The following is a 17,999-nucleotide window of genomic DNA, read 5'->3' as shown; positions in this document are numbered from 1 at the left end:
AAGCTGCAAACAACAGAGGGGCCCATGGGCCCCTCTGTTGTTGCTGGCAAACCATCAGGCGGGTTTGCGCAGGATCTGCTCGAGGTAGTGAGCAAAGCTGTGACCGTGATGCTCCAGCAGTTTCGGGAACATGGAGATGGAAGTCATGCCGGGGAAGGTATTGATTTCGTTCAGCAAGAACTCGCCATCTTCCGTCAGGAAGAAGTCGATGCGCGACAGATGGGTCAGTTTCAGCTGACGGAACGCCTTGAGGGCATACTCGTGGATTGCATCGGCCTGCGCCTGAGTCAGGCCTTCGGCCTTGAGGCTGGTCGCCGTGTGGCTGGCGCTGCTGTACTTCTCTTCATAGGTGTAGAACTTGTCCTGCGGCACGCAGATCTCGCCAGGATAGGTGGCAATGAGCTCGTCACCGTACTGGTAGACAGCCACTTCCAGCTCTCGGGGCTTGACCGCTTTTTCGATCAACACCTGCTCGGAGTAACCGAAGGCATCCTTGATCCCCTGCAGCAGATCGGCTTCGTTGCTGGCGGAGTAGCAGCCCACTGAGGATCCCTGGGAGGCGGCCTTGATGAAGACCTTGCCCCACTTGGCCAGGGCGGCTTTTGCCTCGGTCAGGGCGGCGTCGTTCTGTTCGGTCAGGAACAGATAGGGGGTGTTGGGAATGCCGATGGCGGAAAGCCACAGCTTGGTGCTGATCTTGTTGAAGCAGATCTTGCTCGCCTCGGCATCGCAACCGAGATAAGGCAGGCCCGCCAGCTCGAGGAAGGATTGCAGATCGCCGGTCTCACCCGGGTAGCCGTGGATGCAAGGCACCACGTAGTCCACCGGACGGGCCACGCTGTCAAACGAGAGCAGCTTGTCCAGCCCCAGCTTGCACTCGCGGCCATCGGCAGAGAGCCAGCGGTCGGCAAACATCTCGACCCGGGTCACTTCGACACCGGGCACCAAACCGAGTTGTTGCTCAAGGAAATTGGCGCTGCGCAGAGAGACTTCGTGCTCGGCACCGCCGCCGCCGCACAGCAGCAAGACATGCATGTTCTTCATTAGATGTGATCCCTTGGGAGAAGCGGCTTCGTCATGACAATGTGATAATTCAACCGCACTAAAAATGGACGAAGCCAGATACGAACATAAGTGCGAGCCAGTGTAGCAAGGGAAATAAAGCCTTGTCAGCTGATGGGGGCACCATCAGGCAGCCGCGGCCCGTAAAAATCCCCTCTTGTGTCAAAAACGGGACGAAAAGGGCTCAGCGCGGCGGATCCACGCGCCCCATGCCGTTGCCATTGACCCGAAACCAGCCGGCTATGCTGTAACGCTCACGATTGGCGGGCAGTACCTCGTGGGGGAACTCCTCCGACAGGAACAATACCAGCCGCCCTCCCTTGGGAGAGACATCCATCAAGAGCTGCTCGTCGTTGTCATAGACCCTGAGCACACCACCTGCCTCAGGTTGCCAGTCGTTATTGAGATAGAAGACAGAGGTGAGGCGACGGTTGGAGCGACCGGCGAAGGCATCGCGATGGGTGGCATAGAAGTCCCCGCTGCGATAACGGGCAAAGTGGGCCTCGTAATCGAACAGCCCCAGCATCAGCATGCGGTTGGCGGCGAGGCGCAGGGACTCCATGCGACCGAGATAGTCCGCCACTGGCGCCCCCAAGGAAGGCTCCAGCCAGTGGATCTGATCACGGCGAATATCGGGATTGCCCTGATGCAGACTTTCCCGTCCAATCCCGGCCGGATGCCACGCATGGGGCAGACAGGCTTTGAGGGCATCCACCTCAACGGCGGTTAAAAAGTCATCCACAATCACCCATCCCCGGGTGTAAATGGCATCCATGACAGCTTGATAGTCCAAGATTGGCTCGCAATAAGTGGAGAGAGGGCGCTTTTTAGCGACTTCCTGGCCTGAGCACAAACCAGTTTGCTTCTCCTGAGAAGTCCCACCATCAATACGCTATCCCGCCACAGAAGGCGCCCTTTATCGTACCGGCCTCGCCGCCCTGTGATCTGGCTCGACAAAAGGATGCATTAGGGGAGGCAAACCCGGCACTTGCTGCTTGCCTCGGGATCCCGGGCCCGTTAACGTGCATAACCACTGCCCTGAATGGGCCCCATCCTCTCTGGAGTGCACCATGTCTCTGCCCGATCTTCCCCTGCAACGCCTCGATGGTACCGAATTCTCTCTCACCGCCCTGCAAGGTCAGGTCATTCTGGTGGTCAACGTGGCCAGCCGCTGTGGTTTTACCCCCCAATACACGGGACTGGAGGCACTCTACCAGCAGCTGGGACCCAAAGGGCTGGTGATCTTGGGCTTCCCCTGCGATCAGTTCGGCCATCAGGAACCGGGGGATGCGGACGAAATCGCCCGCTTCTGCTCGCTGGATTATCCGGTCAGTTTCCCCATCATGGCCAAGTGCGAAGTCAACGGCGAGCACGCCCACCCCTTCTATCGCTGGCTTAAACAGCAAAAACCCGGGCTGCTGGGACTGGAAAACGTCAAATGGAACTTCACCAAGTTCCTCATCAACCGTGAGGGTGTGGTGGTGGAGCGCTTCGCCCCCCAGACCAAGCCAGAGAGCCTGCTGGACGAGATAAGCGCACTGCTCTGAGCCTCGCCACGGGACCAGACCCACGCAGCGGCCCGGGCAAGTGACACGGCTGCTGCGTGCAGGCCGTACATCTGCTATATTACGCCCCCATTATCTTTTCTATGTCGTGGCTGGCTGCCCAGGTGGTCCGCTGCGTCTTATGTTGTGACAGGCCAGGCGTTAGCGCCTGTCCGTCACTCGTTGAGCCCAAGGCTCACCTCAGGAGTCTCTCTCGAACATGTCATTTAACGAACTGGGTCTGTCACCGCACATTCTGCGGGCCGTCAAGGAATTGGGTTACGAACAGCCAACCCCCATCCAGCAGCAAGCCATTCCGGCTGTGCTGGCAGGCCAGGATGTGCTGGGCGGCGCCCAGACAGGCACAGGTAAAACGGCCGGTTTCACCCTGCCCATGTTGCACCGTCTGATGGCCAACCATGGCCGTGGTGGCCGTCGTCAGGTACGCGCCCTGGTGCTGACCCCGACCCGTGAACTGGCCGCCCAGGTGGGCGAAAGCATCATCAAGTACGCCCATCACCTGCCGTTTCGCACCCTGATCGCCTACGGCGGCGTCAGCATCAAGCCCAACCTGGAGGCCATCAAGCTCGGCGTCGACATCCTGGTCGCGACCCCGGGCCGCCTGCTGGATCTGCTGACCCAGCGCGCCCTCACCCTGACCGAGCTGGAAGTGCTGGTGCTGGATGAGGCGGATCGCATGCTCGACATGGGCTTCATCACCGACATTCGCCGCATCATGAAGGCGCTGCCGGAAGAGCGGCAGACCCTGCTGTTCTCCGCCACCTTCTCCAACGAGATCAAGGAGCTGGCCGACGATCTGCTGAAGAGCCCGACCCTGATCGAGGTGAGCCCGAGCAACAGCACGGCCGAGCAGGTCAACCAGCGCATCATCAAGGTCGACCGCGAGCGCAAGCGCGAGCTGCTCTCCCACATGATCGGCCGCAATAACTGGCAACGGGTGCTGGTGTTCGTGCGCACCAAGCAGATCGCCGACCGCCTCGCCCACCAGATGGAAAAAGACGGCCTCAATACCGTCGCCATCCACGGTGACAAGAGCCAGGGTGCCCGCAACCGGGCGCTGGCGGATTTTCGGGAAGGCAAGGTACGGGTGCTGGTCGCCACCGACATCGCCGCCCGTGGTCTCGATATCGATCAGCTGCCCCATGTGATCAACTTCGAGCTGCCGCAGGTGGCCGAGGACTATATCCACCGCATCGGTCGTACCGGCCGTGCCGGTCGTGGCGGTGAAGCCATCTCCCTGGTCAGCCAGGATGAACAGGATCAGCTCAAGGCCATCGAGTCCCTGATCGGCCTCAGCATACCGAGCGAGATCCTGGCCGGTTATGAGCCAAGCGGCAAACCGACTCGCCAGACCCTGCCGGGCAGCAAGCCGGTACAAAACCCGCCGCGGGATCGCGGCCATGCCAACGCCAAGCACAATGCCAAAGCGTCCGCCAAGGGCAAAGGCAAGCTGGGAGCCGGCAAACCCAAAGCCGATGGCAGCAAGCAACCGGCACCGGCGCGCCAGAAGGATCGCGGTGGCGTAGACGCAGGGCACACCCCGATGCGCCGCCTGCCCCGGGCCCTGCGCGACAGCTATCAGGACAACTCCAACGAGGAGTAATGCCAGCCGTGAGCGGTCTGCACTGAAAAACAAAAAAACCGCCTTTCGGCGGTAATGCGAGTCAGTTAAGAGAGTTTGAGTCCCAACCCGCGAGCTATAAGGGCTACAGAGTGAGGGAGGCATGATGCCTCCCTCTTTTTATTGGATACCAGTCAGGGCAAAGGTTTCAGCCAAATTGACGCTCTAACCATGGCACTGACCCTATTATTCAATAGTTTCGAATATTCAGTCATAAAAGTGCTTAATTGACTGGCATTAGCCTTTCGGCGGTTTTTTATTGGCGGGATAGATCACGCGGAAAGACCTTTTCGAAGCGCTCCAGTACCAGCTCAGATTGCTCGGTAAAAGTGATACCGATCCCGGCTGCATAGCGGTTGAAAAAATCAAGATGGGCCTGTCGCCACCAGCCATAACTGCCATCACCCTCCCCTTCAGACTCGGCAAACTCGGGACTGACCAGGTGAAAGGGGCAAATGCTCACGTCTGTCAGCTTGATGATGCACACAGGTTCTTGCGCCCAATTCAGCACCAGACTCACACGACCGACCTTGGGCAAGCACTCGTTCTCCTGCTCATAGCCCGCCTTCAGACTGCACGAAGCTCGCTTGATCCCCGCGTTGATCAAACGGGCACACTCATTGGCATTGAACTCGTCATCGCAGAAGTGCTCGACCACTATCTGGGGGATAGCTGCTCGCTCCGCCACATCGAGGGTTGCCAGATAAGCATCCAGAAACGCCTCCTGGATCGGGGTCATTTTTCCTCCTTGAATCAAAGCCTGTCAGGCACAGGTCCAACCTCAACCAAATCACTTAGCAGGATGCCAGCACCATATGCAACAGCGGATAGGGTTTGCCCTGGCCATCCAGTGGCGAGCGCCCCGTCACGACGAACCCCATGCGCTGGTAGAAGCCAAGCGCCTGCGCATTCTGCTCGTTGACGTCCACCCTGGTTGCCCCTTGGCGGCTGATGGCATGGGCCACCAGCAGCCGTCCGATGCCACGGCCTCTTGCCTCGGGTGCGAGAAACAGCATCTCGATATTGCCATCGTGCACGCCGCAAAAACCGGCGATACCTGTCTCGTCCCTGGCACAGACCAGATCGACGGCCGCGAAATAGTGCTCCAGGATCAGCGGCTTGAGGACATCAATCTCCGCCTCTGGCAGAAAGTGGTGAGTGGCGCGCACCGAGGCTTCCCAGAGGCTGATCAGGGTCGGGTGATCCCGCGTCTTTGCTTGTTCAATCTTCATGACATGACTCTTGTTGTGTGGCACGAACAGCCTTACCGGAGAGGCTCGGCTGTGCCTTTGGCATCCACTTGCTTGATGACGAATCCCTTCTCGATGCCGGCCTTGAAACCCAGCTTTTCATACAGGCGGTGGGCCGCCTCACGCCCCTCCCCTGACAACAGCATCACCTTGTAGCAATTCTGTTGCCAGGCGATGGCCAGCGCCTGCTCGAGCACTTGCTGGCTCAGCCCCTGGCGCCGAAATCGGGCCGCAGTGATCACGTGCTCTATGATGCCAAACGGCCTGCCACCGTTGGTGAGGGTGGGGATCACCCCCAGCTGGCAGGTGGCGGCAAGCTGACCCTCCACCTCGGCGACGATAAGCCGCACATGGGATTGGGCCAGCAAGGCGGCAAGAGTCGCCTCGGCTTCAACCAGCGGCGGATCATGGGGCCTCAGCTCCCGATAAAGGGTCAGCAAACCCGCTACGTCTTGTTGATTGCACGTTCTGATCACCACCATGGGGATCCTCCTGATCTTGTTCGCGGCGCAGCGTCACCCCGGACTCTAAGCGGGCCTTGGTGCAAACATGATGATGGCCATGCCGAGCAGCGCCACCAGCGAACCCACCAGCTCCCAGAGTGTGGGTCTGATACCGTCCACCAGCCAGAGCCAGAGGATGGCGACAAAGATATAGACACCACCATAGGCGGCATAGACACGGCCAGCAGCGGTCGGATGCAGTGAAAGCAGCCAGGCAAACAGCACCAGACTCAAACCCGCTGGCAGCAGCAGCCAGACACTTCGGCCCTGTGTCAGCCAGAGATAGGGCAGATAGCAGCCGACGATTTCGGCCACCGCAGTGATCAGAAACAGCCCGATCGTTTTGAGTTCTACCATGATGTGTCTCTATCACCCTTGCTAAACAGGCTGAATGTTAAAATAAATCATCAGGTTATGTAAGCACAGCGAAAAGAGACGGGATTGGAATGGTAAGAAGGCGAGCCTTCCCCCACGAGCACGGGGGAAGGTGGTGGAATTAGCGGGTTTTGACCGCTTGCAGCAGGGCTGATACATCCGGCCCGAACTGACGGGTGCGAATGGCCTCGCGGATATCACTTTCGCTATAACGGCTGGCCGGATAGACCAGCACACAAGACGTATCGCCGGGCTTGAGGAAGTGGGTCTCGCCAAAGGGGGTATAACGGGTGGCGCCTATGCTGATGAGCGCATGTGACGGGTAGCCAGCCTGGGCCAGCAGCCCCTGAATATGCTCTGCCGGGCCCTCATCCTGCTGATGGTTGAACTTGTCGATGGCCCAGTCCAGCAGCTGTCGATGAAAATAGCTGTAATCAACGGCGGCGCTGTCTACCCCGTAAACGTGCAGCTCGCCATTGCGCTCCAGATAGCAGGCAATGCGATAGTCATCAAGCTCGCAACCCGCGGTAAAACCACTGAGTGGCAGCAGATTGGCTGCCAGCCCCTTGCTCTCTTCCCCCCAGTTTTTCTTCTCGCTGATCTTCTTGGCATTGGGACGACGAATGGAGCAGTCGTTATAGGCCCCAAAGGCGCGAGGATGGATGGCAACTACCTGGGTACCTGCGTACTCCAGCTCGCACCAGAGCGCGACTTCCGGCTCGATCTGCACCTTCTCGTCACCACTGACCGCCGCCTCTGGCAGCAAGATGGCCTTCTCGCTCAGGGGGAAGACGCCGAGCTGACCCGGGTGACCCGGCACATAGAAGGGAAACAGCGCCTTGGGCGCTGTGGTATCACGCACCACCACAGCCACGAAATCCGAGGCTTCTCCAGCCTGCTCCAGGTGGCCGGCGAAGTTGCCAGCCACCCCGAGTCCGATAAATTTGCTCTCTGCTGTCACTTGCATCTGATCACCTGCATCTTGCCAAAGCGGGGGTAGCTGCCCCATCAAGCGGGTGCAACTACCGCGAAAGTGGCAAGGATTAAACCACAGGGGCCTGTTCCCGCCCAGTCCGGGCGCCCCATCCTGTGCGCCAGCGCGAACTTTTTGGCGCCCATTGGCGACTCTCTAACCAGGGACTCACCACCTGTTAACACCCGTTTTTCATTCCCTCTCTTGCTGACAGGCTGGCGGCCAGCCGGATCACTGACAAAGGCAATCCGCCGATCAGCCACGCCTGCAGAAAAGCGCTCTGCTGGAAAATCACAAAGCGCAAACGAGCCCGACGGGAAACAGAGCGTTTCCATCTCCAGCAAGGCTGACCCCTTGGGCCAGCCCCTCAACTTTGGTAGGCTGCCATCCAGCACACGCCAGCAGCTTACAAGGACAGTCTCAATGTCACAGGATCATTTTCAGGGCCGCTATGAAGTCGAATTCAAATATCGACTGGATGACAGACCCGCCTTCATCTCCGCGCTCAAGACGCTGGATCCGGAAGTCATGCTGGAAAACAATCTGGAGCAGGACAGCTACTTCGACACACCGGAACCTACCCTGGCCACAGAGGGCAAGAGCCTGGTGATCCGTACCATGCAGCCTTCCGGCATAAAGCTCTGGATCGTCAAGGGGCCCGAGCGGGATCGCTGCGAGGCGGTCAATATCACGGACGCCGACAAGGCTGCGAGCATGCTGCAGACCCTGGGTTATCAGCAGGTGCTGGCCATCAGCAAGCGGCGCAGCATCTACTTTGTTGGCCCTTTCCACGTCACGCTGGATCACTTGGACGGGCTCGGCGACTTTGCCGAGCTGGCCATCATGACCGATGACGAGACCTTGCTGCCCAGCTATCGCCAGCAGTTGCAGGATTTAGCCACACGGCTCGGCCTCTCCTCCAGGCAACTCGAAACCCGCTCCTATCGCACCCTGTGCGAGCAGAGCCTCACCCTCAACTCAGAGAGACTGCCCTCATGATCGACAAACTCGCCTGGCTGACCTTCAAGGATCAGCAACTGCTCTGCGCCCGTTCCCACGGCAAGGCCATCTACTACATTCCCGGCGGCAAACGCGAGGCGGGAGAGAGCGATGAAGCGGCGCTGATGCGAGAAATCGAGGAAGAGCTGAGCGTGATCCTGCAAGCCGGCACCTTGCGCCTTGCCTGCGAATTCAGCGCCCAGGCCGATGGCAAGCCTGAAGGCGTGCAGGTCCGATTGCGCTGTTACACCGGTGAAACCAGCGGTACACCTGTTGCCTCGGCCGAGATCGCCGAACTGCGCTGGCTCGATAGCCGCCACCTCGAACAGATTTCCCCCGTGTCCCGCCTGCTGTTCGCCTGGCTGGCAGAGCAAAACCTTATCCGCTAAGACGTGCGGCTGATGAACCCGTGGTGGAGCTGATGGACAAGCGTGATCCTGCGCACCCTGCAGAGGTGCCCGACTTGAAATCGGCATCAGAAAAGGCGAGTCTGACCAGCCATGCTGATGACACTGGATTGTATCTGTGCATTCAGCCGCAGCGGGCAAGACCCGCTGTCGCGACCACGTTTGACAAGGACTCTCGATGGACATAGTTGAGGTTGATACCACCCTGGGCATCAAGCCTGCGCTCATCACCCTGCTGCAAGACAGCGTGGCCAATGGCGCCTCGGTGGGATTTTTGCCGCCACTGACAGAAGATCAGGGGCTGGGATACTGGCAAGGGATCGAGACTGAGCTGGCAGCAGGCAGGCGTCGGCTTTGGGTTGCCTTCGAGCAGCACCACCTGGTCGGGGCCCTGCAACTGGCGCTTTGCACCAAGGCAAATGGCCGCCACCGGGCCGAGGTAGAAAAACTGATGGTGCACAGCCACGCCCGTGGCAAGGGCGTCGGCCGCGCCCTGATGGCAGCAATGGAGCAAGGCGCCCGGGATAAGGGACGCACCCTGCTGGTGCTCGATACCCGGGTCGGCGACGTGGCATCCAGCCTCTATCGCCAGCTCGGTTATCAGGAAGTTGGCCAGATCCCGGACTTTGCCCGCAATGCCGACGGTACCCTGGCCGCCACCCTCTTCTTCTACAAGCAGCTCTGATGAATGCCCTCCGGGAAAGCAAGGCGCCACTCTTTCCCCGGAGGGCGCATTGTGCTGCGGCGTTGCGCGCTTGTTCAAGCAGGGCACGCCCCTTTGCAAAAAAACAATCAAACACACCAGTTGATTAATTTTGACAAGGGGCCTGCGCCATTACCCCTTCACCTGATGGCGAGCGAGGCGTATGGTGTGGCAGGAAGACCCGTTTGCATACCTAACGGGTGTCACTCACTGCCTTGAGGAATCCTGCATGCCTATTCTGCCTCGTACCGTCACCTCCCCCAAAAAGTTCATCATAGGTCACGACCTTCTGCCTCAACTCCATGATCATGTAAAAGATTTTGGCGACAACGCCCTGCTCGTCAGCGATGAGTTCATCCTGGAGCGGGTGCGCGAAGAGGCGCTGGCCGGTCTGCTGCAAGCAGGCTTGAAAGGACGGGTCGAGAAGTTCAACTACGAATGCACCGATATCGAGATCCGTCGCCTCTGCGATCTCGCCGAACAGCAGGGCGCCAACGTGATCGTCGGTATCGGCGGCGGCAAGACCCTGGATGTGGCCAAGGCGGTTGCCTTCTACCTGCGCCGTCCCGTTGTGCTGTTCCCCACCATTGCCTCCACCGATGCGCCCTGTACCGCGCTGGCGGTGATTTACAATCAGGCGGGCGAGTTCGAGCGCTACCTGTTCCTCCCCCAGAACCCGGACGTGGTGATCGCCGATACCGCCATCATAGCGGCGGCCCCTGCCCGCTTCTTCGCCGCTGGCGTGGGGGATGCCCTGGCCACCTATTTCGAGGCCCGCGCCTGCTATCGGGCCGATGGCATCAACCTGGTGGGCAAGCGCCCCTCCCGTACCGGACTTGGCCTGGCAAAACTCTGCTATGAGCTGCTGGGGGAAAACATAGAAATGGCGATGGATGCCATTCACCATCATGTCACCACACCGGCGCTCGAGCAGATCATTGAAGCCACCATCTACCTGAGTGGCGTCGGCGCCGAGGCCGGTGGTCTGGCGGCAGCCCATGCGGTCAACAACGGCATGTCGGTAGTACCTGACTTGCACCGGGCACAGCACGGGGAGAAGGTGGTATTCGGTCTGCTGACCCAGCTGGTGCTGGAGCGCGCGCCCCAGACCGAGGTCGATGAGGTAATGCGCATCATCCAGGTTGCCGGCCTGCCCATGACCTTGCAGGAGATGGGGCTGACCCGTTTCATCGAGAGCGAGTGGCGCAAGGTGGCAGCGCTTGCCTGCGATCCCCTCGACACCATGGTCAATATGCCGATGGCCGTGAGCGAGCAGGATGTTTACAACGCCATGATAGCGGCCAACGCCATGGCCGAGCGCTATCGGGCCCGTTATCCGCGGGATTGATCCGGGATAAAACTCCTTGATGATCGACAACGAACAAGGCCAGCCTGACGGCTGGCCTTGTTCGTTGTGGCCTGAACTGCTGAAATGGCGCTTCCCCTCTCAAGACAAGGAGTCATCATGATATTGGAAGTCGCCCATCTGCAGGTTATCCCGGGTCAGGCCGCCGCCTTCGAACAGGCTTTTGGGCAAGCCCAGACCATCATCAGCGCCATGCCAGGGTACGCCGGGCACCAGTTGCAGCGTTCGCTGACCGATCCTCACCGTTATCTGTTGCTGGTCAGCTGGCAGCGGCTCGAAGATCACACCCAGGGCTTTCGCGGCTCCGCTCAGTACCAGCAATGGAAAGCACTGCTGCACCACTTCTACGACCCCTTCCCCACAGTGGAACACTATCAAGGAGTGGAACACTGTCAGGCAGTCGCGCTGGGAGTGAACACGGCGGCACTGCCTGCCGTGTGATCATGGGCTCGCAAGCCTGGGTGATCAGGCCAACCGCTCGGCGCGCACCTTGATCACTGGCTCGGCAAACGCATCCTGGGCTGAAATCAGTTGCAGTTCGTAAGCCTCTGCCTGCCAGGTGTGCAGCATCACAGTATCCACCGCCGCATTGGTTCGCTCAAAGGCAGTCACGGCATCGTAGCCGGTCTGCAGATTGGCCAGCATCAGAGCACTGATAAGATCCCCTACCCCCACTGGTTGGCGGGCAAACGCGTAGAGCGGACGGGCGATCAGATAGTCGCCTTCGGGGGTGGCCAGCAGCATCTCGAAACGACCCGACTCCTGTGCGGCACGCCCCAGATGCTTGACCAGTACCATCTTGACCCCCTTGGCCAGCAGCTGATGGGCAGCCACCCGGGTCTGGGCCAGATCCGCCAGGTGGGTGTCACACAGTGTCTCCAGCTCCAGCAGGTTGGGTGCCATGATGTCGGCCACCGGCAGCGCCTGCTCGGTGAGAAAACGGGTGACGCCGGGGGCGACTATGCACCCCTTCTCCGGGTGCCCCATGACGGGATCGCAGAAATAGATCGCATTGGGATTGGCGGCCTTGACCGCGGCCACCACTGCCAGGATCTCATCCCCCTGCTCGGCCGAGCCGAGATAACCGCTCAACACGGCGTCACACTGGCCCAGCACCTCGATATCACTCAACCCCTTTACCAGGGCGCTGATGTGACCGGCAGGCATCGCCATTCCCTGCCAGCCTGCCACGTACTGGGTGTGGTTGGAGAATTGCACCGTGTTGACGGGCCACACCTCCATGCCGAGACGGCGCATGGGAAACACGGCGGCACTGTTACCGGCACAGCCAAACACCACGTGGGACTGGATAGAGAGAATGCGTTTCATCGACATCACCGCAGAGAAGAACAGGGAAAGGCGCAATATATCGGATGAGGAGATTGCACTTCTACTTTTGTACGGCACAAACCGCTATTTAGCCCCGAAAATCACCATCAAACGATGAATTTGTCATCACAATCCCACCCCATGCCCTGTTAGTGCCGTTTTTGCCCTGCCAGACCAGGGACGGTTCCCCCTGGCTTGACCGAGTTTCACGCGGTGATCCCATGCTTTTGTTTGATGGCATATGAGAGCAATAAACCAGCATCGGGTCTGGCTGCGTGATGGCACGGAGGAAAGCAAAGAAAAACCTGGGCACCCTGTATAACACCCTGCAGAAAAGAAGCAGAAAAAGGCCGAGAGGTCAGTACTCGGCCCTACTTTCAAGGGCGCGCGAAGTGATAGACCCAGCCTTCATCCAGTACCATGTCGGCGGGCGCTTGTATCAGGGGTGGCAGCAGAGACACAGTCCCCTTGGCAGCGTATTGCAGCGCCATCAGGGCGCAGATGGCAGCGTCATAGCGATCCGTGCCCGTCGCCAACTCTGCAGGCAGATGGGGTTGCAGCTCGGCCCTGACAGCGGATGCCTTGCCACCCACTTTGGCCAAAGCGGGATAGACCTCCAGCACGGCGCGATCGGCCTGAGACTGCAGCTTGGGTACGAGTTGCAGATCCCCCAGCCGGGGCAGCATGGAGAGCGCCAGAGTGGCGTTGTTGCCGAGCCGGTCGAAGGTCGCGGAGAGGGGCTTCTTGCCATATTGCCGGTGCAACCAGCGCTCGCAATCACGATAGGCATAAGGGTTGTCAATTTCGCGCTGGGGCACGGCGCACTCGGTTGCCCTCCCCGCCAGCAGATCGCCCAGGGCACGTGGAAAGGCGAGCGGCGCATCGATACCCAGCGCCAGCTGCGGGCAAGCCAGCACCTGCATCAGGCTCATCTCATCTTGCAGCGCCGGGCGCAGCAGGGCATCCAGATCCGGCGCCACCCGCGAGCTCAACCGGAACAGGGGCGACACACCAAACCAGTGCAGGCGCTGCTCGCGCGCCTGCCAACCCACCACGGCCACCGCCTGGGCGTTCCCCTGCCAGCCTCTCACATCCCAGCCGATACCGATGGCATCCATGTGTTCCATTGTCATGCCCGTGTCACCTCTGCGCGCTATCAATGGAGCACAGGGTAATGGCTGCGGCCCCTAAAGCAAGGCCGGGAGCGCGCCTTAGAAAGATTTCTTGAAATTGATCAGCGGCAGTATGGGGAAAATGCCGTTCTCGGCGTAGTTGGCAAGGCCTATCTGCAACCCGTCCAGATGCTTGGTGGCATTGATGAAACCCAACTGGAAGGTGGTGCGTTCGGCATAGTTGACGAAGCCGACGTTGGCCAGAGCATTGCCCTTGGCGATGTTGACGGCGCCCCAGTTCAGGCCCTGCACATTGTTGGTCAGGTTGACGAAGCCAAGGTTCACCCCCTTGTCCTGTCCCTCGTGCCAGTTGACGGCATTGATGGCCACACCGTTGAACTGATGGCGCACCCGTCCGGCGCCGAGGAAGACGCCAAGCTGCAGGCCGCTGAACTGATCCACGTCGGAGAGGGCCAAGATGGGCAGATCTATCCCTTTTACCTGACCAGTGCGGCCATAGAGAAAGGAGGCTCTGGCGCCTTCAACCTGATGGGAGGCAGGCAGATTGACACTGGGCAGCGAGACCTGAATCGGGGTGCTGGCATGGGAGACACCGCTCAGGGCTAAAGAACCACAGGCAAGCAAGAGGTGGGCAGGTTTCATCGGGGCTTTCCTTGACGGTCAGAGAGTGGCGCCAGCCTATCAGTACTGGCAGGAAGGAACGAGACCGGGCAGGCGTGGCTGCGTCATTCCCCGTCTGAATTCACTCTGCTACCTGGCCAGACCAGAATCAAAATTTAAGCAAAAATTAACATTTATATTATTTACATCAAGCCTCATTTGGTAACACAATACTCAAACGTGCGTTTGAACAGAGCAAACGACACGTAACGACTTCAGGATGTAGTCGAACGGATGTAACCAAAGAATGGGCCTGTCGGCCTTTTGCAATACCCTGCTGTCAACCACGGAGACGCGCGATGAATATGGACGTAATCAAGACCTTTACCGAGCAGATGCAAGGCTTTGCTGCCCCCCTCACCCGTTACAACCAGCTGCTGGCCAGCAATATTGAACAACTGACCCGGTTGCAGCTGGCTTCCGCCAATGCCTATGCCGAACTGGGATTGAGCCAGTTGCAGGCGGTTGGCAAGGTGCAGGATACCCAGAGCCTGGCGGCCCTCGGCACTGTGCAGCTGGAAACAGCAAGCCAGCTCTCCCGCCAGATGCTGGATGACATCCAGAAGCTCAATGCGCTGGGTCTGCAGTTCAAGGAAGAGCTGGATACCCTGGCGGCCGACGGCATCAAAAAGAGCACGGGCAAGGCCTGATATCCCCCTGGCTGCCCGATGCGGGCAGCCACATCTCCCCATGACCCGACACGACAGGCTCGCCCTGTCACGGGTGTGGGTGAAGGAGAGAACATGAGCCAATCATCTTACGGCCCGCTGTTCGAGGCCCTGGCCCACTATAACGACAAGTTGCTGGACATGGCCAAGGCACAGACGGAGCGCACGGCGCAGGCGCTGTTGCAGACCAATCTGGACGATCTGGGCCAGGTACTGGAACAGGGTACTCAGCAACCCTGGCAACTGATCAATGCCCAGATGAACTGGTGGCAGGATCAGCTCAAGCTGATGCAGCACACCCTGCTCAAAAGCGCAGGCCAGGAGAGCGAGCCGGTGATCACGCCCGAGCGCAGCGATCGCCGCTTCAAGGACGACGCCTGGCGTGACCAGCCACTTTATGACTACCTCAAGCAATCCTATCTGCTGACCGCCAAACACCTGCTGGCCTCGGTAGATGCGCTGGAAGGGGTTCCCCAGAAGAGCCGGGAGCGATTGCGCTTTTTTACCCGTCAATACCTCAATGCCATGGCGCCCAGCAACTTTCTGGCCACCAACCCCGAGTTGCTCAGGCTCACTCTGGAATCCGACGGCCAGAATCTGGTACGCGGACTGGCCCTGCTGGCCGAGGATCTTGAGCGCAGCGCCGATCAGCTCAACATCCGCCTGACTGATGAGTCCGCCTTCGAGTTGGGGCGGGATCTGGCCTTGACGCCGGGCCGGGTGGTGCAACGCACCGAGCTCTACGAGCTTATCCAGTACAGCCCGACCACGGAAACCGTGGCCAGGACGCCGGTGCTGATTGTGCCGCCCTTCATCAACAAGTACTACATCATGGACATGCGGCCCCAGAACTCTCTGGTCGCCTGGCTGGTCGCCCAGGGCCAGACGGTATTCATGATCTCCTGGCGCAACCCGGGGGTGGAGCAGGCCAATATCGATCTCGACGACTATGTGGTCGATGGGGTGATCGCTGCGCTGGACGGTGTGGAAGCGGCCACCGGCGAGCGTGAGGTGCACGGTATCGGTTACTGCATCGGCGGTACCGCCCTGTCACTCGCCATGGGCTGGCTGGCGGCGCGGCGCCAGAAACAGCGGGTGCGATCCGCCACCCTGTTCACCACACTGCTCGATTTCTCCCAGCCGGGGGAGCTTGGCATCTTCATCCACGAGCCCATCATAGCGGCGCTGGAGGCCCAGAATGAGGCCAAGGGCATCATGGATGGACGCCAGCTGGCGGTCTCCTTCAGCCTGCTGCGGGAAAACAGCCTCTACTGGAATTACTACATCGACAGCTACCTCAAGGGCCAGAGCCCGGTGGCGTTCGATCTGCTGCACTGGAACAGCGACAGCACCAACGTAGCGGGCAAGACCCACAACAGTCTGCTGCGCCGTCTCTATCTGGAGAACCAGCTGGTGAAGGGGGAGCTCAAGATCCGCAACACCCGCATCGATCTGGCCAAGGTGAAGACCCCTGTGCTGCTGGTCTCGGCCATGGACGATCACATCGCCCTCTGGCAGGGCACCTGGCAGGGCATGAAGCTGTTTGGCGGCGAGCAGCGCTTCATCCTGGCCGAATCGGGCCACATTGCCGGCATCATCAATCCGCCAGCGGCCAACAAGTACGGCTTCTGGCACAGCGATGCGAGCAGTGACACCCCGGACGCCTGGCTTGAGCAGGCAACCCATCAAAGCGGCTCCTGGTGGCCCGAGATGGCGGCCTTCATCAAGGGGCGTGAAGAGGAGGCCACATCCGTACCCGCCCGCATCCCGAGCGAGGGACTGGAGGCAGCCCCCGGCGGTTATGTCAAGGTGCGGCTTAACCCTGTCTTTGCCAACACCCCGGAAGAGGAGCCCGCATGAACACACACCCCCTTGAAATTGGGCAAAAAGCCAGCCTGACCAAACGGTTCGGCACAGCCGAAGTCGAGGCCTTCGCCGGCTTGTCGGAGGATTTCAATCCCCTGCACCTGGACTCGGCTTTTGCCGCTACCACGCCATTCGAGCGTCCCATAGTGCACGGCATGCTGCTGGCGAGCCTCTTCTCCGGGCTGCTGGGCCAGCAGTTGCCAGGCAAGGGCGCCGTCTATCTGGGGCAGAGTCTCTCCTTCAAGCAGCCGGTGTTTGTGGGAGATGAGGTGACGGCCGAGGTGGAGATCATCGCCATGCGCAGTGACAAGCCCATCATCACCCTGGCCACCCGCATCCTGGCCGCTGGCGGCGCCCTCGCCGTGACCGGAGAAGCCGTGGTGAAGGTGGGCTGACATCAATACTTGCACTCCCTGAGTCAGCCCGGCACCCGCCGGGCTGACCCTTGTCGTTCACACTGTCACGCTGCTTTTATGATGCCTTCTCTACCCCGCCCTTTCATTGCTGGCCCGAACTGCCTAAAATACTCGCCCTGCTGTTTCAGCCATTCATCCATCTAGAGGATTTCCCATGGAGACGTTTCTGCTCGAAGGCCACCCCTTCGTTGCCTTGTGTGACCTTATCAAGCATCAGGGTTGGGCCGATTGTGGCGGCGCGGCCAAGGCCCTCGTCGCCGACGGTCTGGTGGAAGTGGACGGTCAGGTCGAGACCCGCAAACGCTGCAAGATAGTGGCCGAGCAAGTGGTCAACTTCAACGGCATGAAAGTCGTGGTAAAAGAGGGCGTGAGCCCTGAGATCCTCTGATCCCCGCAAGCACTACCAGCAGATCAGAAGAGTGGCCTAGCCAGTAGCTGGCATCCGCAACATGACAGTCGTGATGCACTCGGAACCGAGCCAGAAGACCGGCTGCTTCCCTCCTGCCTGGAGGCGCAAGTGAGCCGGTTGCTGACTAGCTGGCCTTGATCGACAAGGTCAGCACAAAGCGCGCCATCGCCTCATCCCCATTCAGTGACGGGCAAGTCGCCACCACCTGGATGGGACGATTGACTCTCTGCCCCGTCGCCAATGATTCGTCGATCATGGCATCTATCTCTTCCCCGGCGGCGCAATCAAACTGCACATCCGCCTCGGGCCGCTTCAGAAACTCCCCCTGCACATCTTTAAAAGCAAAATGTACCTTCTTGCCCCTAGTCCGTCCCTTCTCCATTACCAGCAATCCCCCCACCAGATCGGCACCGGTCGCCAGGGCGCCGAAATACATGCTGCCCAGATGGTTGCGAGTACGCCAGCCAAGGGGAATGCGAATGCGCAGTGCCTTCGCATCCATCCGTTCGATCACGGGGGCACAAAAGCCGATAACGGGAATGTAGCGCCAGGCAAACAGCCGGAGCGCCAGATTGGCTTTGAAACGTTGCAGGTCCATATGCAAACTGATCCGATGAGTTAATGTAAACGGCATGTTGCCATGCAACCACCCTGCTCTACAAGGTTGCCGATCACGCTTCTGCTGCTTGTCGGT

The 17,999-nt window shown here is 59.7% G+C and carries 22 protein-coding genes; 11 read left to right on the top strand and 11 right to left on the bottom strand.

The window, feature by feature from the left end:
* Nucleotides 1-54: 54 nt before the first annotated feature.
* A complete protein-coding gene (locus AACX78_RS11840; protein ID WP_159166314.1) occupies nt 55-1,044 on the bottom strand; it encodes a D-alanine--D-alanine ligase in 990 nt (329 codons plus the stop codon).
* Nucleotides 1,045-1,246: 202 nt separating this feature from the next.
* A complete protein-coding gene (locus AACX78_RS11835; protein WP_034523454.1) occupies nt 1,247-1,855 on the bottom strand; it encodes a 2OG-Fe(II) oxygenase in 609 nt (202 codons plus the stop codon).
* A gap of 277 nt (nt 1,856-2,132) precedes the next feature.
* Between AACX78_RS11835 and AACX78_RS11830 the strand changes: the two genes are divergently transcribed.
* Entirely contained in the window at nt 2,133-2,609 is a 477-nt protein-coding gene (locus AACX78_RS11830; protein WP_159166313.1) for a glutathione peroxidase, read from the top strand.
* A 217-nt stretch (nt 2,610-2,826) separates the two neighbouring features.
* A complete protein-coding gene (locus AACX78_RS11825; RefSeq protein WP_159166312.1) occupies nt 2,827-4,230 on the top strand; it encodes a DEAD/DEAH box helicase in 1,404 nt (467 codons plus the stop codon).
* Between the two features lie 274 nt (nt 4,231-4,504).
* Here AACX78_RS11825 and AACX78_RS11820 read toward each other — a convergent pair whose 3' ends face one another.
* From AACX78_RS11820 to AACX78_RS11800, 5 genes are all read right to left on the bottom strand, one after another.
* Nucleotides 4,505-4,987 carry an ASCH domain-containing protein gene (locus AACX78_RS11820; protein ID WP_108536748.1) on the bottom strand — a complete coding sequence of 161 codons (483 nt, stop codon included), beginning with the start codon at nt 4,985-4,987 and terminating at the stop codon, nt 4,505-4,507.
* Nucleotides 4,988-5,042: 55 nt separating this feature from the next.
* On the bottom strand, nt 5,043-5,480 hold the full coding sequence (locus AACX78_RS11815) for an acetyltransferase (RefSeq protein WP_159166311.1): 438 nt from the start codon (nt 5,478-5,480) through the stop codon (nt 5,043-5,045).
* Between the two features lie 32 nt (nt 5,481-5,512).
* Nucleotides 5,513-5,980 (bottom strand): GNAT family N-acetyltransferase, encoded by a 468-nt coding sequence (locus tag AACX78_RS11810; protein WP_201302841.1) that lies wholly within the window; start codon nt 5,978-5,980, stop codon nt 5,513-5,515.
* Between the two features lie 45 nt (nt 5,981-6,025).
* Complete coding sequence (locus AACX78_RS11805) at nt 6,026-6,358, bottom strand: YnfA family protein (protein ID WP_159166310.1); 333 nt, start codon at nt 6,356-6,358, stop codon at nt 6,026-6,028.
* A 139-nt stretch (nt 6,359-6,497) separates the two neighbouring features.
* Entirely contained in the window at nt 6,498-7,343 is an 846-nt protein-coding gene (locus AACX78_RS11800; protein WP_159166309.1) for a DUF5718 family protein, read from the bottom strand.
* Between the two features lie 429 nt (nt 7,344-7,772).
* On the opposite strand from AACX78_RS11800, the gene cyaB reads away from it, so the two are divergent.
* From cyaB to AACX78_RS11775, 5 genes are all read left to right on the top strand, one after another.
* Entirely contained in the window at nt 7,773-8,348 is a 576-nt protein-coding gene (gene cyaB, locus AACX78_RS11795; RefSeq protein WP_099993080.1) for a class IV adenylate cyclase, read from the top strand.
* Entirely contained in the window at nt 8,345-8,737 is a 393-nt protein-coding gene (locus tag AACX78_RS11790; protein WP_159166308.1) for an NUDIX hydrolase, read from the top strand. The genes cyaB and AACX78_RS11790 overlap by 4 nt, the downstream gene beginning before the upstream one ends.
* 196 nt (nt 8,738-8,933) lie before the next feature.
* Entirely contained in the window at nt 8,934-9,440 is a 507-nt protein-coding gene (locus AACX78_RS11785) for a GNAT family N-acetyltransferase (protein WP_005311064.1), read from the top strand.
* Between the two features lie 247 nt (nt 9,441-9,687).
* Nucleotides 9,688-10,806, top strand: a complete 1,119-nt coding sequence (locus AACX78_RS11780) for a glycerol dehydrogenase (protein WP_131730623.1) — start codon at nt 9,688-9,690, stop codon at nt 10,804-10,806.
* A gap of 117 nt (nt 10,807-10,923) precedes the next feature.
* Nucleotides 10,924-11,265 (top strand): antibiotic biosynthesis monooxygenase family protein, encoded by a 342-nt coding sequence (locus AACX78_RS11775; protein ID WP_159166307.1) that lies wholly within the window; start codon nt 10,924-10,926, stop codon nt 11,263-11,265.
* Between the two features lie 24 nt (nt 11,266-11,289).
* Here the strand turns inward: AACX78_RS11775 and pdxY are convergent, their stop codons facing one another.
* The 3 genes from pdxY to AACX78_RS11760 all read right to left on the bottom strand — a co-directional run bounded on the left by pdxY (nt 11,290) and on the right by AACX78_RS11760 (nt 13,928).
* A complete protein-coding gene (gene pdxY / locus AACX78_RS11770) occupies nt 11,290-12,153 on the bottom strand; it encodes a pyridoxal kinase PdxY (RefSeq protein ID WP_021138291.1) in 864 nt (287 codons plus the stop codon).
* Nucleotides 12,154-12,530: 377 nt separating this feature from the next.
* Nucleotides 12,531-13,286, bottom strand: a complete 756-nt coding sequence (locus tag AACX78_RS11765; protein WP_059167505.1) for a DUF429 domain-containing protein — start codon at nt 13,284-13,286, stop codon at nt 12,531-12,533.
* Nucleotides 13,287-13,364: 78 nt separating this feature from the next.
* Nucleotides 13,365-13,928, bottom strand: coding sequence for a VC2662 family protein (locus AACX78_RS11760; RefSeq protein ID WP_159166306.1), 564 nt, complete (start codon nt 13,926-13,928; stop codon nt 13,365-13,367).
* 317 nt (nt 13,929-14,245) lie between these two features.
* Here AACX78_RS11760 and AACX78_RS11755 point away from each other — a divergent pair, with 317 nt between their 5' ends.
* The 4 genes from AACX78_RS11755 (at nt 14,246) to ybcJ (ending at nt 17,284) form a co-directional block, all read left to right on the top strand.
* Nucleotides 14,246-14,596, top strand: a complete 351-nt coding sequence (locus tag AACX78_RS11755) for a phasin family protein (RefSeq protein ID WP_005311051.1) — start codon at nt 14,246-14,248, stop codon at nt 14,594-14,596.
* Nucleotides 14,597-14,689: 93 nt separating this feature from the next.
* Nucleotides 14,690-16,474, top strand: a complete 1,785-nt coding sequence (locus tag AACX78_RS11750; protein ID WP_113720428.1) for a class I poly(R)-hydroxyalkanoic acid synthase — start codon at nt 14,690-14,692, stop codon at nt 16,472-16,474.
* On the top strand, nt 16,471-16,875 hold the full coding sequence (locus AACX78_RS11745; RefSeq protein WP_159166305.1) for a MaoC family dehydratase: 405 nt from the start codon (nt 16,471-16,473) through the stop codon (nt 16,873-16,875). Before AACX78_RS11750 ends, AACX78_RS11745 begins: the two co-directional genes overlap by 4 nt.
* 175 nt (nt 16,876-17,050) lie before the next feature.
* Nucleotides 17,051-17,284 carry a ribosome-associated protein YbcJ gene (gene ybcJ, locus AACX78_RS11740; RefSeq protein WP_005311045.1) on the top strand — a complete coding sequence of 78 codons (234 nt, stop codon included), beginning with the start codon at nt 17,051-17,053 and terminating at the stop codon, nt 17,282-17,284.
* Nucleotides 17,285-17,429: 145 nt separating this feature from the next.
* Here ybcJ and AACX78_RS11735 read toward each other — a convergent pair whose 3' ends face one another.
* Entirely contained in the window at nt 17,430-17,903 is a 474-nt protein-coding gene (locus AACX78_RS11735; protein WP_058394447.1) for a DUF4442 domain-containing protein, read from the bottom strand.
* Nucleotides 17,904-17,999 lie beyond the last annotated feature (96 nt).

Source organism: Aeromonas sp. 9A (assembly GCF_963900955.1).
GTDB classification, from domain to species: domain Bacteria; phylum Pseudomonadota; class Gammaproteobacteria; order Enterobacterales; family Aeromonadaceae; genus Aeromonas; species Aeromonas salmonicida.
The sequence above is the reverse complement of the archived record's forward strand: the minus strand, read 5'-3'. Positions and strand labels throughout refer to the sequence as shown.

Coding starts and splice junctions, on each gene's coding strand:
- AACX78_RS11840 (WP_159166314.1), bottom strand. CDS start 1,044: ATGAAGAACATGCATGTCTTGCTGCTGTGCGGCGGCGGCGGTGCCGAG.
- AACX78_RS11825 (WP_159166312.1), top strand. CDS start 2,827: ATGTCATTTAACGAACTGGGTCTGTCACCGCACATTCTGCGGGCCGTC.
- AACX78_RS11805 (WP_159166310.1), bottom strand. CDS start 6,358: ATGGTAGAACTCAAAACGATCGGGCTGTTTCTGATCACTGCGGTGGCC.
- AACX78_RS11780 (WP_131730623.1), top strand. CDS start 9,688: ATGCCTATTCTGCCTCGTACCGTCACCTCCCCCAAAAAGTTCATCATA.
- AACX78_RS11775 (WP_159166307.1), top strand. CDS start 10,924: ATGATATTGGAAGTCGCCCATCTGCAGGTTATCCCGGGTCAGGCCGCC.
- AACX78_RS11830 (WP_159166313.1), top strand. CDS start 2,133: ATGTCTCTGCCCGATCTTCCCCTGCAACGCCTCGATGGTACCGAATTC.
- ybcJ (WP_005311045.1), top strand. CDS start 17,051: ATGGAGACGTTTCTGCTCGAAGGCCACCCCTTCGTTGCCTTGTGTGAC.
- cyaB (WP_099993080.1), top strand. CDS start 7,773: ATGTCACAGGATCATTTTCAGGGCCGCTATGAAGTCGAATTCAAATAT.
- AACX78_RS11785 (WP_005311064.1), top strand. CDS start 8,934: ATGGACATAGTTGAGGTTGATACCACCCTGGGCATCAAGCCTGCGCTC.
- AACX78_RS11820 (WP_108536748.1), bottom strand. CDS start 4,987: ATGACCCCGATCCAGGAGGCGTTTCTGGATGCTTATCTGGCAACCCTC.
- AACX78_RS11735 (WP_058394447.1), bottom strand. CDS start 17,903: ATGGACCTGCAACGTTTCAAAGCCAATCTGGCGCTCCGGCTGTTTGCC.
- AACX78_RS11755 (WP_005311051.1), top strand. CDS start 14,246: ATGAATATGGACGTAATCAAGACCTTTACCGAGCAGATGCAAGGCTTT.
- AACX78_RS11765 (WP_059167505.1), bottom strand. CDS start 13,286: ATGACAATGGAACACATGGATGCCATCGGTATCGGCTGGGATGTGAGA.
- AACX78_RS11815 (WP_159166311.1), bottom strand. CDS start 5,480: ATGAAGATTGAACAAGCAAAGACGCGGGATCACCCGACCCTGATCAGC.
- AACX78_RS11790 (WP_159166308.1), top strand. CDS start 8,345: ATGATCGACAAACTCGCCTGGCTGACCTTCAAGGATCAGCAACTGCTC.
- AACX78_RS11800 (WP_159166309.1), bottom strand. CDS start 7,343: ATGCAAGTGACAGCAGAGAGCAAATTTATCGGACTCGGGGTGGCTGGC.
- AACX78_RS11750 (WP_113720428.1), top strand. CDS start 14,690: ATGAGCCAATCATCTTACGGCCCGCTGTTCGAGGCCCTGGCCCACTAT.
- AACX78_RS11810 (WP_201302841.1), bottom strand. CDS start 5,980: ATGGTGGTGATCAGAACGTGCAATCAACAAGACGTAGCGGGTTTGCTG.
- AACX78_RS11760 (WP_159166306.1), bottom strand. CDS start 13,928: ATGAAACCTGCCCACCTCTTGCTTGCCTGTGGTTCTTTAGCCCTGAGC.
- pdxY (WP_021138291.1), bottom strand. CDS start 12,153: ATGAAACGCATTCTCTCTATCCAGTCCCACGTGGTGTTTGGCTGTGCC.
- AACX78_RS11745 (WP_159166305.1), top strand. CDS start 16,471: ATGAACACACACCCCCTTGAAATTGGGCAAAAAGCCAGCCTGACCAAA.